General features: G+C 72.9%; 12 protein-coding genes and 2 pseudogenes. 6 read left to right on the plus strand and 8 right to left on the minus strand.

The genetic code is table 11. The annotated features are described in order from the left end of the window. Window positions 1–153 precede the first annotated feature (153 nt). Both AC07AW_RS12525 and AC07AW_RS12530 read left to right on the plus strand, forming a co-directional pair. A complete protein-coding gene (locus AC07AW_RS12525) occupies window positions 154–516 on the plus strand; it encodes a DUF1304 domain-containing protein (protein WP_478815424.1) in 363 nt (120 codons plus the stop codon). Next, window positions 513–1,079, plus strand: coding sequence for a TetR/AcrR family transcriptional regulator (locus tag AC07AW_RS12530; RefSeq protein WP_478815425.1), 567 nt, complete (start codon window positions 513–515; stop codon window positions 1,077–1,079). The genes AC07AW_RS12525 and AC07AW_RS12530 overlap by 4 nt, the downstream gene beginning before the upstream one ends. Before the next feature lie 44 nt (window positions 1,080–1,123). On the opposite strand, the gene AC07AW_RS12535 is transcribed toward AC07AW_RS12530, so the two are convergent. Then, window positions 1,124–4,102 carry a carbohydrate binding domain-containing protein gene (locus AC07AW_RS12535; RefSeq protein WP_478815426.1) on the minus strand — a complete coding sequence of 993 codons (2,979 nt, stop codon included), beginning with the start codon at window positions 4,100–4,102 and terminating at the stop codon, window positions 1,124–1,126. A 235-nt stretch (window positions 4,103–4,337) separates the two neighbouring features. On the opposite strand from AC07AW_RS12535, the gene AC07AW_RS12540 reads away from it, so the two are divergent. Continuing rightward, entirely contained in the window at window positions 4,338–4,706 is a 369-nt protein-coding gene (locus tag AC07AW_RS12540; protein WP_478815427.1) for a YrdB family protein, read from the plus strand. A gap of 6 nt (window positions 4,707–4,712) precedes the next feature. Here AC07AW_RS12540 and AC07AW_RS12545 read toward each other — a convergent pair whose 3' ends face one another. Then, a complete protein-coding gene (locus tag AC07AW_RS12545) occupies window positions 4,713–5,168 on the minus strand; it encodes a MarR family winged helix-turn-helix transcriptional regulator (protein ID WP_478815428.1) in 456 nt (151 codons plus the stop codon). A gap of 134 nt (window positions 5,169–5,302) precedes the next feature. Between AC07AW_RS12545 and AC07AW_RS12550 the strand changes: the two genes are divergently transcribed. Continuing rightward, complete coding sequence (locus AC07AW_RS12550) at window positions 5,303–6,772, plus strand: MFS transporter (RefSeq protein ID WP_478815429.1); 1,470 nt, start codon at window positions 5,303–5,305, stop codon at window positions 6,770–6,772. Window positions 6,773–7,066: 294 nt separating this feature from the next. Here the strand turns inward: AC07AW_RS12550 and AC07AW_RS12555 are convergent, their stop codons facing one another. Continuing rightward, window positions 7,067–8,071, minus strand: a complete 1,005-nt coding sequence (locus AC07AW_RS12555) for an Lrp/AsnC family transcriptional regulator (RefSeq protein WP_478815430.1) — start codon at window positions 8,069–8,071, stop codon at window positions 7,067–7,069. A 240-nt stretch (window positions 8,072–8,311) separates the two neighbouring features. On the opposite strand from AC07AW_RS12555, the gene AC07AW_RS12560 reads away from it, so the two are divergent. Together AC07AW_RS12560 and AC07AW_RS12565 are read left to right on the plus strand one after the other, a co-directional pair. After that, window positions 8,312–9,757 carry an MFS transporter gene (locus AC07AW_RS12560; RefSeq protein WP_478815431.1) on the plus strand — a complete coding sequence of 482 codons (1,446 nt, stop codon included), beginning with the start codon at window positions 8,312–8,314 and terminating at the stop codon, window positions 9,755–9,757. Continuing rightward, the gene (locus tag AC07AW_RS12565) at window positions 9,754–10,938 is read left to right on the plus strand and encodes an amidohydrolase (protein WP_478815432.1); all 1,185 of its coding nucleotides are present in this window, start codon (window positions 9,754–9,756) and stop codon (window positions 10,936–10,938) included. Before AC07AW_RS12560 ends, AC07AW_RS12565 begins: the two co-directional genes overlap by 4 nt. 30 nt (window positions 10,939–10,968) lie before the next feature. Here the strand turns inward: AC07AW_RS12565 and AC07AW_RS12570 are convergent, their stop codons facing one another. The 5 genes and pseudogenes from AC07AW_RS12570 to AC07AW_RS12590 all read right to left on the minus strand — a co-directional run. Continuing rightward, a complete protein-coding gene (locus AC07AW_RS12570) occupies window positions 10,969–11,925 on the minus strand; it encodes an SMP-30/gluconolactonase/LRE family protein (protein WP_478815433.1) in 957 nt (318 codons plus the stop codon). Between the two features lie 127 nt (window positions 11,926–12,052). Further along, a complete protein-coding gene (locus AC07AW_RS12575; RefSeq protein ID WP_478815434.1) occupies window positions 12,053–12,874 on the minus strand; it encodes a VOC family protein in 822 nt (273 codons plus the stop codon). A 73-nt stretch (window positions 12,875–12,947) separates the two neighbouring features. Further along, a pseudogene (locus AC07AW_RS12580) lies at window positions 12,948–13,181 on the minus strand (HEAT repeat domain-containing protein); the annotation flags it as partial. A 246-nt stretch (window positions 13,182–13,427) separates the two neighbouring features. Then, window positions 13,428–13,688, minus strand: coding sequence for a hypothetical protein (locus AC07AW_RS12585; protein WP_478816273.1), 261 nt, complete (start codon window positions 13,686–13,688; stop codon window positions 13,428–13,430). Window positions 13,689–14,190: 502 nt separating this feature from the next. Next, window positions 14,191–14,394, minus strand: a pseudogene (locus tag AC07AW_RS12590) (MerR family DNA-binding transcriptional regulator); the annotation flags it as partial. Window positions 14,395–14,494 lie beyond the last annotated feature (100 nt).

Here is a 14,494-nt window from a genome sequence, read left to right on the forward strand (position 1 = left end):
AGGAGCACCGCCGTTCCCGCATCCCACCGTCCGCCGGGCCCCCGGAGGTGTCAAACGGGCCCTCTGGAGGGGGTCGGCGAGTTTTCCTGGACGACTGTCCATGTATCCTGGACACCTGTCCAGGAAATACCGAGGCGATGAGTGGAGACGACGATGGAGACCGCGGCGAACGTACTGGTGGGCCTGGTGGCCGCCCTGCACGCGTACATCCTGGTTCTGGAGATGTTCCTGTGGGAGAAGAAGCCGGGGCGCGGACTGTCCGGCTTCGACGCCGACATGGCCAGGGCCACCGCGCCGCTCGCCGCCAACCAGGGCCTCTACAACGGCTTCCTCGCCGCGGGACTCGTCTGGGGGCTGATCGCGGAGGACCCGACGGGGTACCGGGTGCAGATCTTCTTCCTCGGCTGTGTGGTGGTCGCCGGGCTGTACGGCGCCGCCACCGCGAACCGCCGCATCCTGTTCGCCCAGGCACTGCCCGGTGCGCTCGCGCTCGGTGCGGTCCTCCTGGCCCGATGACGGACCGGCAGGAGGACCCCAGGGCCGCCCGCACCCGGGCCAGGCTGCGCCAGGCCCTCCTCGACGAGTGCGCGGAGCGCCCGCTGGCCGAGGTGACCACCGCCGCGCTGGTCCGCCGGGCCGGCGTCGGCCGCGCCACGTTCTATCTGCACTACGGCGACCTGGAGGCGCTCGCCGTCGACGCCTGCGCCGACGTGGTGCGCGAGGCGGTGGACGCCCTGCACGCCTGGCGCGGCACCCCCGATCCGGCGTCCCCGCCGCCCGCGCTCCTCGACTTCTTCGCCGGCCTCACTCCGCACGCGGCCCTCTACCGGGCCCTGTTGCGTCCGGGCGGCGGCGGGCCGCTCGGTCTCGTGCTCCACCAGGACCTGCGCGCCCGCAGCCTCGCCGAACGCAGCCTGGTCGGCGCCCCGGAGCCCGCACTGATCGCCTCGGCCGTGGCCGCGACCTTCGCGGGGGTGCTCGCCGACTGGCTGCACGGCCTCGTCGCCGGCACCTCGGACCACGTCGCCCACCAGGTCTGGCGGCTCCTGATCCAGCTGCACCGCACACGGCTCTCCTAGCCGTACGGGGCGGGGGCGCCGCCACCCGCCCCGTACGGGAACCCCTACTTGAGGTACGGGCCGGCCGCGCCGACCTTGCCGGGGCCGTTCAGGACGTACACCCGGAGGTTGCCCTTGCCGGGGGCGGCGACGGAGAGGGTGCCGTCGGCGACCGTGCGGACGTCGCCGGTGACGGCGTCGGTGTACGTGCCGTTCGGGACGCCCGTGAAGGTGGCGCCGCCCGAGACGGTGACGAGGGCGAAGCTGTCCGTCGAGCCGCTGGTATAGCGGCGCTTGAACGCCATGCCGCCCGAGACGCCCTCGGTGGAGTACTGGCCCGTCTGGAGCGCCGGGATCGCCCGGCGGATCTGGTTCAGCCGCTGGACGTGCTTGACCAGGGGCTGTTCGAGGGTGGTCGCGACCTGGCCGCTCGCCGAGGAGACCTGGGAGAAGTCGGAGGCCGTGACGGAGCCGGCGACGTGGTCGCCGAAGTAGGCGCGGCCGGTCGTCGCGAGCGGGCAGGTGGGCCCGCAGTCGATCTTCTTCCCCTTCTGGAACTCGATCTCTGAGCCGTAGTACAGCGTCGGGATGCCGCGGAAGGTCCACATCAGGGACATGTTCTCGGCCCAGGCGTCGGTGCCGCCGGCGTACCGCTCGCTCGACTTGTTGGGGCCGTAGTCGTGGCTGTCGACGTAGACGACGTTGTAGGTGGCGTCGTTGTAACTGTCGTCGGAGTCCTTGCCGTTGGAGAAGGCGTTCTGCGCGTCACCGAAGTTCATGTGCATGCGCATGTCGATGACGTTCATGCCGGAGAAGTGGCTGTGGTCGGGCGTGTGGTAGCTGTTCCCGGCGAGGAAGGCGTTGGTGGAGGTGGGCTGGTTGCCGGTGCCCTGCTGCTGCTCGTAGTCGTACATCTCGAGCGCCGCCTTGGCGTCGTCGGCGTCGTACTCCTTGCGCTCCTTCCAGGTGTAGAACTGCGCGGAGTGGTTGACCGAGCCGCGGTTCCACTTGTCGTTGACGAAGGCGGCGACCTCGCCGAAGACGAAGAAGTTCTTCGCCGCCTCGGCTCCGTGGCGCTGGGTGACCCGCTCCTGGATGGCGGGCAGGAAGCGGCGGTTCCAGGTGGTGCGCGGGATGTGCACGGCGGTGTCGACGCGGAATCCGTCGACGCCCATGTCGATGTACTTGTCGTACGCGCCGATCAGATAGTTCTGGACGGTCGCGTTCTCGGTGTTGAAGTCGGCCAGGTCCTCGTGCAGCCAGCAGGAACGCGCGTCCTCGCCCTCCCAGTTGCCGATCCAGCACTGGTGGTAGAGCTCCTTCGGGAACATGCCCGAAGTGGGGCTCGGCCACTGGCAGTTGTAGACCGTGTACCCCTCGGCGCTCTTCCCGCCGGTCGGCTTGCCCCAGTTCACGCAGGTGTTGCCGGTGGGCTCGGCCGTCGACCACAGGTCGCCGTTGTAGTACGACTTGCCGCTCTTCGCGTCGATCGTCAGGCCGTCGTACTCGAAGCCGGGCTGCTTCTCGTCGTAGTACCAGCTCCACTGGCTGTCCCGCACGCCGTACACGGTCGGGACGAAGAGGCCCTTGGCGCCCCAGCGGGAGGAGTGGTTGTAGACGACGTCCTGGTAGATCTTCATGCCCTTGGCGTGGGCGGCGTCGATCAGGTCCTGGTAGGAGGCGCCGGCGGACTCCAGGCGCGGGTCCACCTTGTAGAAGTCCCAGCCGTGGTAGCCGTGGTAGTCGTAGTCGGAGCGGTTGAGGACCACCGGGGTGACCCAGATCGCCGAGAAGCCGAGGCCCTTGACGTAGTCCAGCTTCTGGATGAGGCCCTTGAAGTCGCCCCGGAACATGGGGTCGTCGTTGGCCGCGTTGCCCGACTTGGTGTGCTGGCTGCCGCCCCGGTTGTTCGACGGGTCGCCGTCGTTGAAACGGGCGGTGAGGACGAAGTAGATCGGGTCCTTGCGCGGGTCGGTGCCGAGCGGCTTCCCGGTCGCGGGCGTGGCGGGCCGGTCGCCGGTGGTGGCGGTCGCGGCGGCCGAGGCGGCGGAGACGTTCCCGGCGGCGTCCACGGCCCGCACCGTGTAGGTGTACGTGGTCCGCTCGGCGAGGCCGGTGTCGGAGTACACCGTGGAGCCGACGTCGGTCACGACGGTGCCGCCGCTGCCGCCGGTGCGGGTGACCTGGTACTTCGTCACGCCCCGGTCGTCGGTGGCGGGATCCCAGCCGAGCAGTACGGAGACGCCGTCGGCGGTCGCCGTCAGCCCGGCCGGGGCGGTGGGGGCCTGGGTGTCGGGCGGGGTCGCGGCGCACGGGTCGGCGGCGTTCGCCGTCACCACCCGGTTCCGCACGGTGGAGACGCCCGTCCCGATCGTGTAGTCGGCACCGGCGTTGTTGTCCCAGGTGCCGTTGCCGTTGTTGAAGGCGGCCTTGAGGGAGGCGGCCGACCCGAGGTCGATCTCCCGCTTCCACCAGCCGGCGCAGGCGGCCTGCATGCCGACGCCCGGGACGGCGGTCCAGGCGCCGCCCGCGGGCTGGTAGTGGATGTTGGCGGTGGACCAGCCGAGCGCCTCGGTGGAGTAGTAGACCGTCGCCTTGGCGGTGGGGGCGGGCGTGGTGTCCCCGCAGGGGTCGGAGTGGGCGACTACCCCGTCCTTGACGGTGATGTTCCCCGTCCCCAGGGCGTAGTTCCTGCCGCCGTTGTTGTCCCAGGTGCCGCTGCCGTTGTTGAAGGTGGCCTGGAGGCCGGCGGCCGTGCCGAGGCTGACGGTCTTCTTCACCCAGTCCGTGCAGGCGGGCTCCATGGCGACGCCGGGGACCGTGGTCCAGGAGCCGCCGTCGGGGGCGTAATGCAGGTTGTACGCGGGCCAGTTCTTCGTCTTCGTCCAGTAGAAGACCGTCGCGGTGTTCTCGGCGCTCGCCGCGACCGGGACGGTCCTGGGCGAGGGGTCGGCGGGTGGCGCGGCGAGCAGGCCGAGGAGGCCGGCGGCCACGGCCAGGACGGCCACCGGGCGGCCTGGCAGCGGTACGGGGGTGCGGCTCATCTGATTCTCCAGGCGGAGGCGCGTTCCGTACGGGCCGGTTGGGGGGATGGGGGATCGGCGCCGCTGGAAACGCAGTCGGAAAGTTTCTGAAATATCTTGCGTCGGGCGGAAGTTACCGCCGCCGGGACCCGGAGGTAAAGACTTCTGACGGAAGCGGCGTTCGGGGTCTACGCTCGGGCCGTCCCGTACGCGTGATCGACGCCGAGAGGTGCCCGATGAAGTCGAGAGGTGCCCGATGAAGCTGCCCGCCCCGCTGCACGTCTTCAACGAGGGGCTGGCGTTCCTGCTCGAACTCGCCGCGCTGGGCGTGCTGGCCTGGTGGGGGTGGGAGAGCGCGGAGAACGTGGCGCTCCGGCTGCTGTTCGCCATCGCCACGCCGGGTCTCGCAGCCTTCGTCTGGGGCCTGTTCGCCGCGCCCAGGGCGCGGATCCGGGTGCCGCTCGCGGGAGTTCTGCTCGTGAAGGCCCTGGTGTTCGGCGCGGCGGCACTCGCGCTCCACGCCCTCGACCGGCCGGCGTGGGCCGTCGTCTTCGCCGTCGTGGCGCTCGTCAACACCGCCCTGGCGACGGCGGACCGGCAGGCCGCGATGCATCGCGGCGCATGAGCCGGGCTACGGCCGGGGCCAGGGGCGGCCTTCGAGCCGCTCGATGTCCCGGTTGAAGCGTTCGAGGTAGGCGGCGAAGCGGGTCACGTCCTCGGGTGACCAGTCCTCCATCACCCGCTCCAGGCCCTCGATGTTCGAGGTGCGGTCGGCCTCCAGGCGACGCTCGCCCTCCTCCGTGATGCGGAACTTGCGGGCGATGCCGCCGTCCGGATCCGGGATGCGCTCCACGACCCCGGCGCGCAGCATCGCGGCGGTCTGCCGGTTGAGGGTGGAGGCGTCGAGGCCGAAGGCCTCGCTGAGCTGTCCGATGGACATCGGCCCGTGCAGGCGGATGCGGGTGAGGAGCACGTACGCGCTGCGGTCGAGCTGGCCGCCGGCCGCCCGGGAGCGGGGCCCGTACAGGAGGGCGTGCCGTCCGATCAGCATGCTCTCGAACTCGACCAGATGGGTGGGCTTGTCCATGAGGGCATTCTCTCCTGTCCCCGAGTCCCTTCATCGAGTCATGTGCATCCTACATAGCTTGTGCATCATGCAATTGATATGCATGATGCATAAAACTTTTCCGCGCAACCGCAGTAAGCACCGAGGGAGAACCTGTGGACGGCTCCAAGCCCGACGCCCGCCCCGGCGGCGTCGTCGGCGTCCTCGCCATGGCCGGCATCGTGGCCGCACTCATGCAGACCCTGGTGGTGCCGCTCATCGGCGACCTCCCCAGGCTGCTCGACACCAGCGCCTCCAACGCCTCCTGGGTGATCACCGCCACCCTCCTCGCCGGAGCCGTCGCCACCCCCGTCGCCGGCCGGCTCGGCGACACCCTCGGCAAGCGGCGCGTCCTGCTCGCCTCCGTGATCCCGCTCGTCGCCGGCTCGGTCGTCTGCGCGCTCGCCTCCTCCGTCGTCCCGATGATCGTCGGACGCGGACTCCAGGGCCTCGGCATGGGCGTCGTACCGCTCGGCATCAGCCTCCTCCGCGACATCTCCCCGCCCGAGAAGCTCGGCGGGTCCATCGCCCTGATGAGCGCCTCCATGGGCGTCGGCGGCGCCCTCGGCCTGCCCTTCTCCGCCGCCGTCGCCGAGAACGCCAGCTGGCGCGTGCTCTTCTGGGTCGCCGCCGGGCTGAGCGTCCTGGTCGGCCTCATGATCTGGCGCGTCGTTCCCGCCGGCCGGCGCGCCGCCACCCCCGGCCGCTTCGACGTGCCCGGCGCCCTCGGCCTCGGCGTCGGGCTCGTCGCCCTGCTGCTCGCCGTGTCCAAGGGCGCGACCTGGGGCTGGGGCAGCGCCACCACCCTCGGCCTCTTCGCCGTCGCGGCCGTCGTCCTGCTCGCCTGGGGCGCCTGGGAGCTGCGCACCCCCGAGCCGCTCGTCGACCTGCGGGTCACCGCCCGCCCGGTCGTCCTGATGACGAACGCGGCCTCGATCCTGGTCGGCTTCGCCATGTACGCGCAGTCCCTGGTCGTCCCCCAGCTGTTCCAGCTGCCCGAGGCGACCGGGTACGGCCTCGGCCAGTCGATGATGGCCATGGGCCTCTGGATGGCCCCGGCCGGCCTGATGATGATGATCCTGGCGCCCCTCGGCGCCAAGCTGTCGGCCGCCCGCGGCCCCAAGGTCACGCTCTCCGTCGGCGCGCTCGTCATCTCCGCCGGTTACGGCTCCTCCCTCGCCCTGATGGGCTCCACCTGGGGCCTGCTCACCGTGACCCTCATCTGCAACACGGGCGTGGGACTCGCCTACGGGGCCATGCCGGCGCTCATCATGGGCGCGGTGCCGCAGGAGGAGACCGCCTCGGCCAACAGCTTCAACACGCTGATGCGCTCCATCGGCACCTCCGTCTCGGCCGCCGTCATCGGCGTCGTCCTCGCCCAGCTGACGACCACCCTCGGCGGCCACGTGCTGCCTTCCGAGGACGGCTTCCGCGCCGCGATGCTCATCGGCTGCGGCGTCGGACTCGTGGCCGCGGTCGTCGCCGCGCTGATCCCCGCGAAGGCGACGGCACCGGCCTCCGACGAGGCCCGGGGCGAGGAGCCCGGGGCCGGTCCGCGTACTGCCTCGCAGGCCACCACGGCCTGACATCGACCGGGGCGGGCCGCCGCGGGATACGTGGGGACGGCCCTGCGGCGGCGCCGCCCCGTCCGGCGCGCGAACCGCAGAGGCGCGCGCCGGAACCCGGGGGCCCCGCCCGGCCGCGCAGACGCGACCGGGTGGGGCCCTCACGGGTGTCGCGGGGCCCGCGGCCCCGGCGGGGACGCCCGGTGGGCCCTCGCCGGGCGTCCCCGCCCCCTCGTCCAAGCCGGCCCCCTGTCGGCCGCCGAGGCGCGACCGGCCGGGGCTTCACAGGCGTCCGTCCCCTCGCGCGGCCGCCCCTCAGCCCTGGACCGCCGTGAAACCCGCCCTCTTGTACGTCCGCATCAGCAGCGCCGTCTCCGTCGACGTCACGCCCTCCAGGCGGGCGAAGACCCGGGCCGTGAACTCCTGGAAGTCGTGGGTGTCGCGATGGCTGGAGTACCCGAGCAGGCTCGTCCCGCCGCTCGTCACCACCAGATGCCGCAGGGCCGGTTCCCGCGCGAGCAGCCGGATCGCCGGGTCGAGCTCCCGGTGCGGCACCCCCAGCCGGAACCGCGCCTCCACCGGATAGCCGAGGACCGCCGGGTCGGCGTGCAGCCGGAGGTGCAGCACGTGCGAGGCCGTCAGCCGGGCGAGGCGCCGCCGGGCCGTCGTCTCGCCGACGCTCAGCTCCCGCGCGAGGCGGGTCGTCGACATGCGGGCGTCGCGCCGGAGCAGCTCGACGAGCCGCCGGTCCAGTTCGTCCACGACCGGTGGCTCCGGGAGCGCGGTGCCCTCGATGGCGTGCCGCCGCACGTCCGTGGGCTCGTCGTCGTACGGTGCCCAGTCGCTGGCCGTGAGCAGCAGCCGGAGCACCACCGCCGAGTGGATGTCCACGACCCCGTCGAGCCGGCCGATCACCGTGTCCACCAGGGTGAGCAGCGCGTCGTGACCGGCCGCCTGGAGCTCGACGAACACGTCGAGCGCCCCGGTGGCGACCTCCACGGACCGCGTCTCGGTCAGGGCGGCGAGCGTCAGGGCCACCTCGTGGACGCGGCCGGGCGCGCACCGCACGGCGATCTCCGCCGTCACACCCTCGTACTGGTACTCCGGGATGAGCGCCGCCACGAACGCGACCCGCCCGTCGGCGGTCATGCGCTCCAGGCGGCGCGCGACGGTCCGCTCGTGCGCCCCGACGGCGGCGGCGACCTCCGCGAACGGCGCACGGGGATCGCGGTGCAGGACCTTAAGAATCCCGTGGTCCAGCGCGTCGAGGCCGGCGCCTTCGCCCCGGCTGCCTCCACCGCCCTGCCGCTCCGCCGTCATCACGCCTCTTCTCCGCCCGGTCACGCGCCCGCCCGAAGGCGCCCCGCTCGACCTCCTCGTGCCCGAATCCGCCGTAGGCCCCCCACCCGCTGCCGCATTCGGCCGTCTTCACCGTCAACTCTTGCCCGAAGTGCCGTTCGCTCGCCACATTGTGGTGCATCTTCCGCCCCCGCACCCCCACCCGCCGGGCGGCCCCCTTCCCCATCGAGCCCACGCGGCCCTCCCGAAGAGGTAGTACGTATGACGGACGCCGGTACCCGCACCGCCCCCGTACGAAGAAGAGCCGTACGACCCGTGCCCGCCGGCGCGGTCATCGCCTCGGTCGCACTCGTCGAGCTCTCCAGCGGCATCACCCAGGGGTTCCTCTCCCCGCTGCTCAAGGGCCTCACCGACACCCTGAAGGTCACCGCGGCCGACCTGAACTGGATCAGCATCGCGAACCTGCTCGCCAGCGTCGCCTTCACCCCGGTCCTCGCCCGCATGGGCGACCTCTACGGTCACCGCCGCCTGCTGCGCTGGAACCTCGCGATCGTCATCGCCGGCTCCGTCCTCGTCGGACTCAGCCGCTCCTTCCCGGTGCTGCTCGCCGGCCAGATCCTCCAGGGCGCCATCGCCGGCTTCTTCCCGCTCCTCGTCGGCATCCTCCGCAACCGCCCCGACGGCGGCGACGCGGAGAGCCGCCGCGGCATCAGCCTCATGGTCGCCGCCCTGATCGGCGGCCTCACCCTGGGCCTGCTCTCCAGCGGCTTCGTCGCCGCGACCGTCGACAGCCCCACCGCCGCCCTCTGGGTGCCCGCCATCGGCGCGAGCCTCGCGCTGGCCGTGACCTGGCCGCTGCTGCCCGAGTCCGACGACCTGCCCGGCGGCTCCGTCGACTGGGCCGGGGCGGTGCTGCTCTCCGTCGGCCTCGTCGCGCTGATGCTCGCGCTCGGCCTCGGCGGCACCCCCGGCTGGGAGTGGACCTCCACCCGTACGCTCGCCACCCTGGTCGGCGGCGGGCTCGTCACCGCCCTGTGGGTGCTCGTGGAACTCCGTACCGCGGAGCCCATGATCGACGTCCGGATGTTCGCCCGGCGCAACGTGGTCGTCGTCTCCGTCGTGACGCTCTCCTTCAGCTTCTGCATGCTCGGGCTCCAGGTCGCCCACCCGGTCTTCCTCGGCACGGACCCCGACGAGACCGGATACGGCTTCGGGTACAGCCCCGTCGTCATCGGCCTGGGCATGCTCCCCAACCTCCTCGCGATGGCCCTCGGCGCACTCGCCGCCCCCGCCGTCGCCGCCCGCATCACCGACCGGCTCACCCTCGTCACCGGCTCCGTCCTCATGGCCCTCGGATACGGCGTCGTCGTCGCCACCCACGCCTCGGCGCCGCTCTTCCTCCTCGGCACGGCGCTCGCCGGACTCGGCAACGGCTTCCTCCAGCACTCCACGCGCACCCTCGCCGTCGAGTCCGTTCCCCACGACCGGACGTCCGTCGGCTCCGGCATCAACGAGCTGATCATCAACGTCGGCGGCTCGCTCGGCGCCGCCGCGGTCCTCACCGTCTTCGCCGGGCACACCCCCGCCGGCCACACCCTGCCCGACCTCGGCGCCTACACCACCTCCTGGGTGCTGTGCGTCGCGCTCTCCCTCGCCGGCGGCGCCGCCTCCCTCCTCTACCGCACCCCGTCGAAGGACCTCCGATGACCACGACCAGCACGGCCCGCCACCACAGCCGGGCCGTCCTCACCCGCCATCAGGAAGCGGTCGTCGGGCTCAGCCACGCCCTGCACGCCGACCCCGAACTCGCCTACGAGGAGCACCGCGCGGCCCGCCGCATCACCGACCTCGTGGAGGGTGCCGGCTTCGACGTGACCCGCGAGGCGTACGGACTGCCCACCGCCTTCCGCGCCACCGCCGGCACCGGCGACCTGGTCGTCGCGATCTGCGCGGAGTACGACGCGCTCCCCGGGATCGGCCACGCCTGCGGTCACAACGTCAACGGCTCGGCCGCCGTGGCCGCCGCCCTGGCTCTCGCACCGCTCGCCGACGACCTCGGCCTCACCGTCGCGCTCCTCGGCACCCCCGCCGAGGAGTCGGGCGGCGGCAAGGTCGACATGCTGCGCGCCGGGGCCTTCGACGACGTGGCCGCCGCCATGATGGTGCACGCCGCGCCGCAGGACGCCGTGGGCCTCTCCACCCTGGCCATCAGCAGCCTCTCGGTCACGTACACCGGGGTTCCCGCGCACGCCGCGGCGATGCCGCACCGGGGCGTCAACGCCGCCGACGCGATGATGATCGCCCAGGTCGCGATCGCCGCCCACCGCCAGCAGATGGTCCCCGGGGCCGTCGTCTCCGGCGTCGTCACCTCCGCCGGCGACGCGGCGAACGTCATCCCGGACCGCGCCACCGCGACGTACGACGTCCGTGCCGGCACCAGCGAGGAACTCGCCGAACTCCAGGCGCGGGTGCGAGCCTGCTTCGAGGCAGGGGCGCTCGCCACCGGCGCCGAGCTCCTCCTGGAGACCGTCGGCAACGACTACGCCGACCTGCGCCAGGACCTCGCGATGGGCCGGAGCTACCAGGCCGCCGCCGAGGCCCTCGGCCGCACCGTCCTGCCCAACGACCCCGGTCTGCGCGGGGGTTCGACCGACATGGGGAACGTCTCCCACGTCGTCCCGACGATCCACCCGTCCATCGGGTACGACTGCGGCGACACGATCATGCACCACCCGGACTTCACCCGGTACGGCACCACGGCCGCCGCCGACCGTGCCGTCCTCGACGGCGGCCTGGCGATGGCGTGGACCGCGATCGACCTGGCGACCGACCCGGGCGGGCGCGAGCGGCTCCTCGCCCGCGTGGCCGCCCGCGCCGCCGCGAACTGACCGCCGTCGGGCGGTGGTTCAGGCCGTGACTCAGGCCGCCGTGTCCAGCCAGGGTCGGCGGCCGGGGCCGGTCGGGTGGGTGCCCGTGACGGCCATGACCACCGAGTAGAGGCTGGTCTCGGCGGCGATGAACAGCCGGTTGCGCTTGGCGCCGCCCCAGGAGATGTTGGCGACCGCCTCGGGGACGCGCAGCCGCCCGATCAGGGTGCCGTCGGGGTCGTAGCAGTGCACCCCGTCGTCCATCGCGGCCGCCCACAGACGGCCGCCGTCGTCGAAGCGGAGATTGTCGAAGCGGGCCTTCTCGCGGGTCGACGCGTCGGCGAAGACCTTGCCGTCGGAGAGCGTGCCGTCCTCGCGCACGTCGAAGACCCGGATGAAGCCCGCCCGGGTGTCGGAGACGAACAGCCGCCGCTCGTCGTGGGAGAAGACGAGACCGTTCGGCGCGCCGAACCCGTCGGCGACCAGGCGTACTTCACCGCTGTCCGGATCGATGCGGTAGACGTTGTCGGAGCCGATCTCGCTCTCCGCGCGGTAGCCCTCGTAGTCGCTGGTGATGCCGAAGTCCGGGTCGGAGAACCAGATCGAGCCGTCCGACTTCACCGCCGCGTCGTTCGGGCTGTTCAGCCGCCTGCCCTGCCAGCGGTCCGCCAGTACGGTGACGGTGCCGTCGTGCTCGGTGCGCGTCACGCGCCGGTTGCCCTGCTCGCAGGTGATCAACCGGCCCTCGCGGTCCAGGGTGTTGCCGTTGGTGTGGCCGGCCGAGCGGCGGAAGACGGCGACGGCGCCCGTCTCCTCGTCCCAGCGCAGCATCCGGTCGTTCGGGATGTCGCTCCAGATCACCTGCCGCCAGGCCGGCACGTAGATCGGCCCCTCGGCCCAGCGGCAGCCGGTGTGGAGGACCTCCAGCGCCTCGTCGCCGTTCATGCACCGTCCCGTGAGGAACCGCTCGTCGAACATCTCGTACAGCCCGGGGCCCTCGCTGCGCATGGGCTCTCCTCTTCCGTCAGCCGTCATGTGTGCCGAACCTGATCCTGTGCAAGAGGAAGATTGCAGGATCATCTACGGTCCACACAAGGAACTTCCGAACGGAGAGCTGTGGATCACACGGCCCGGATCACCCCTCCTCCTCCGCCTCCACGGCGAACAGCGCCCCCTCCGGATCGCGGACCACCAACCGGCGCTCGTCGTCGCCGCCCGGCGGCCGCACCCCGGCCCACTCGCCGCCCGGCACCACCGACCCTCCGTGCGCCACGACCGCCTCCCGCGCCGCCGCCAGATCCCGCACCCGGAACCGGACCAGCCAGCGCGGCCGCAACTCAGGGCGGGGGGACTCGGATTCGACCGGACCGCTGTCGAGCCGGGCCACGGCCTCGCCCTCTCGCCGCAACACCACCCCCTCGTGCTCGTACGACACCTCGGTGCCGCCAGGGCGCCCGTCCGCCCAGCCGAGCACCCCGCCGTAGAACACGGCCGCGTCGAACGCGTCGCGGGTGTGCAGCTCCACCCAGGCCGGCGCCTGCCGCTCGCCCACGTGCCAGCGCGAGACCAGACGCCCCTCCCACACGCCGAAGACCGCACCCTCCAGATCGGACGCGAGCGCCGCCCGGCCCCGGGGCGGATACGCCAGCGGCCCCACCCCGACCGTGCCGCCGCGCTCCCGGATCCGCGCCACCGCCGCGTCGGCGTCGCCGACGGCGAAGAACACCGTCCAGGCCACCGGCCCCGCCGGCTCCGCGGCCAGCGCCGCGATCCCCGCCACCGGCACCCCGTCCCGCTCACCCACCACGTACGCGTCGCCGAAGGCGCCCCGCCGGAACGTCCACCCGAGCACCGCCCCGTAGAAGCGCTGCGCCGCCTCCAGATCGTGCGCGGACAGATTCAGCCAGCACGGTGCTCCCACCGCGTCCCCGGTCGTCGGCCCCGACACCGGCACCACCTCCTCGTCGTCCTGAGTCCGTGCGCCCTTTCCCCGCCCCGCCGACGACTACACCCCGGGTACGCCGAACGGCTCAGCGGGCCGCGCGGGCGGCGTAGGCGCGGACGTCGGCGTCCGGGTCGTCCGCCGCCCCGGCGAGCGCGGCACGCGCCCCCGGTTCGGCCCGGTGTGCCAGGAGCGACAGGACGGCGGCCTTCCGCACGTCCGCGTTCCCGTCGGCGAGCGCCCCCGCCAGCGCGGGCACGGCCAGGTCCGGCGGCGCCGCCCGGAGCGCGGTCGCCGCACCGGACCGCACCTGCCAGGCGCTGCCGCGCCCGGTCCGAGCGCAGCCGCCGACGGCGGGCGGCGGCGACGGGACGGGCGGCGGGAGCGGGTTCGGCGGGCATGGCACGGAACGTAGCCGCGGACCGGCCCCGATGGTGTTGCCGCAGTATTGCGCCACCTGACACACCCTCCGCACGTCACTGACCTGCGGCGACGGTGGGAAGCCGGCGGGATCCGCCACCTCCGCGCCCAGCGCGTGGACTCCCGGCCGCCCACCATGTGGGAGGTATCAGGCGGCCGGGCCGTGGACCTCGTCCCGGAGGGCCACCGAGAGGTGGTGGTGGAGGAGGCCCAGGGGCGGTTCGTCCGGGGCGAACAGGCCCGCGGCCAGCTTCCAGTACCGGGGGAGCACCGGGCTGTCGTCCAGGGCGAGCAGCCCGAGCAGCCGGCGACGGAAGTCCGGCGTGTCCCGCTCCCCGCGCGCGTGGGCGTAGGCGGAGACGAAGCAGTCCAGGGCCCCGCCGTCCTGCGGCGCCCGCCCGGCCAGCACCTCGGCCGAGGCCAGCCCGTACGCCTCGGCGAGACCCTCGTAGAGCAGGACCGGACGGTACTCGCCGTCCGGAAGCGGGGGTGCGGGCCGGATGTTCGAGCCGCGGGTCGGTGACGAGCGCGTGCAGCCGGGCGAACGCGAGCACGTCGTCGGTGCCGGGCTCGTCCGGCGGCCGGGGCACCACCGCGTCGAGGACCGTGGACACCAGCCGCCCCGGCAGTCGGGCCGGCAGGGCCCGCCGCCAGAACCGGACCAGGGCGTCCGTGTCCGGCGGGGCGGGCAGCGCGCCGAGCAGCCGCAGGCGCTCCGCGCGCTCCCCGGCGGAGCAGTCCCGGAGCAGCCTCAACGAGGCTTCTTTCCAGCGCAGCGCCACCAACTGGGAGCCCACGTCCCGCAGTTGCCCCGCGACGGCCTCCTCCAGGACGTCGTCGGCCCCGTCCTTCTCCAGGACCCGCTCCACCTCGGGAACCGGCAGGTCGAGGGAGCGCAGGGAGCGGATGAACCGCAGCCGGTCGAGGGCCTCGGCCCCGTATCGGCGATGGCCCCCGGAACTGCGGGCCGCCTCGGGCAGCAGCCCGCGATCGGAGTAGAACCGCACGGTCTTGACGGTGACACCCGCCCGCGCTGCCAGCTCCCCGATGCTCCACAGACCGTCGGACAACACCGGGCGCACCTCCTTGAGCGGGACCCGGACGACTCCGGGCACCGCCCATTCTGTCGTCCTGCCGACCCGCCCCGGACAGCTCCCTTGAATCTCCCGCAGGGGGAGTTCCTAGCGTGACCGCGAGACATTCCCCGGAAGAGAC

The sequence above is a fragment of the Streptomyces sp. NPDC044003 genome (assembly GCF_056435185.1).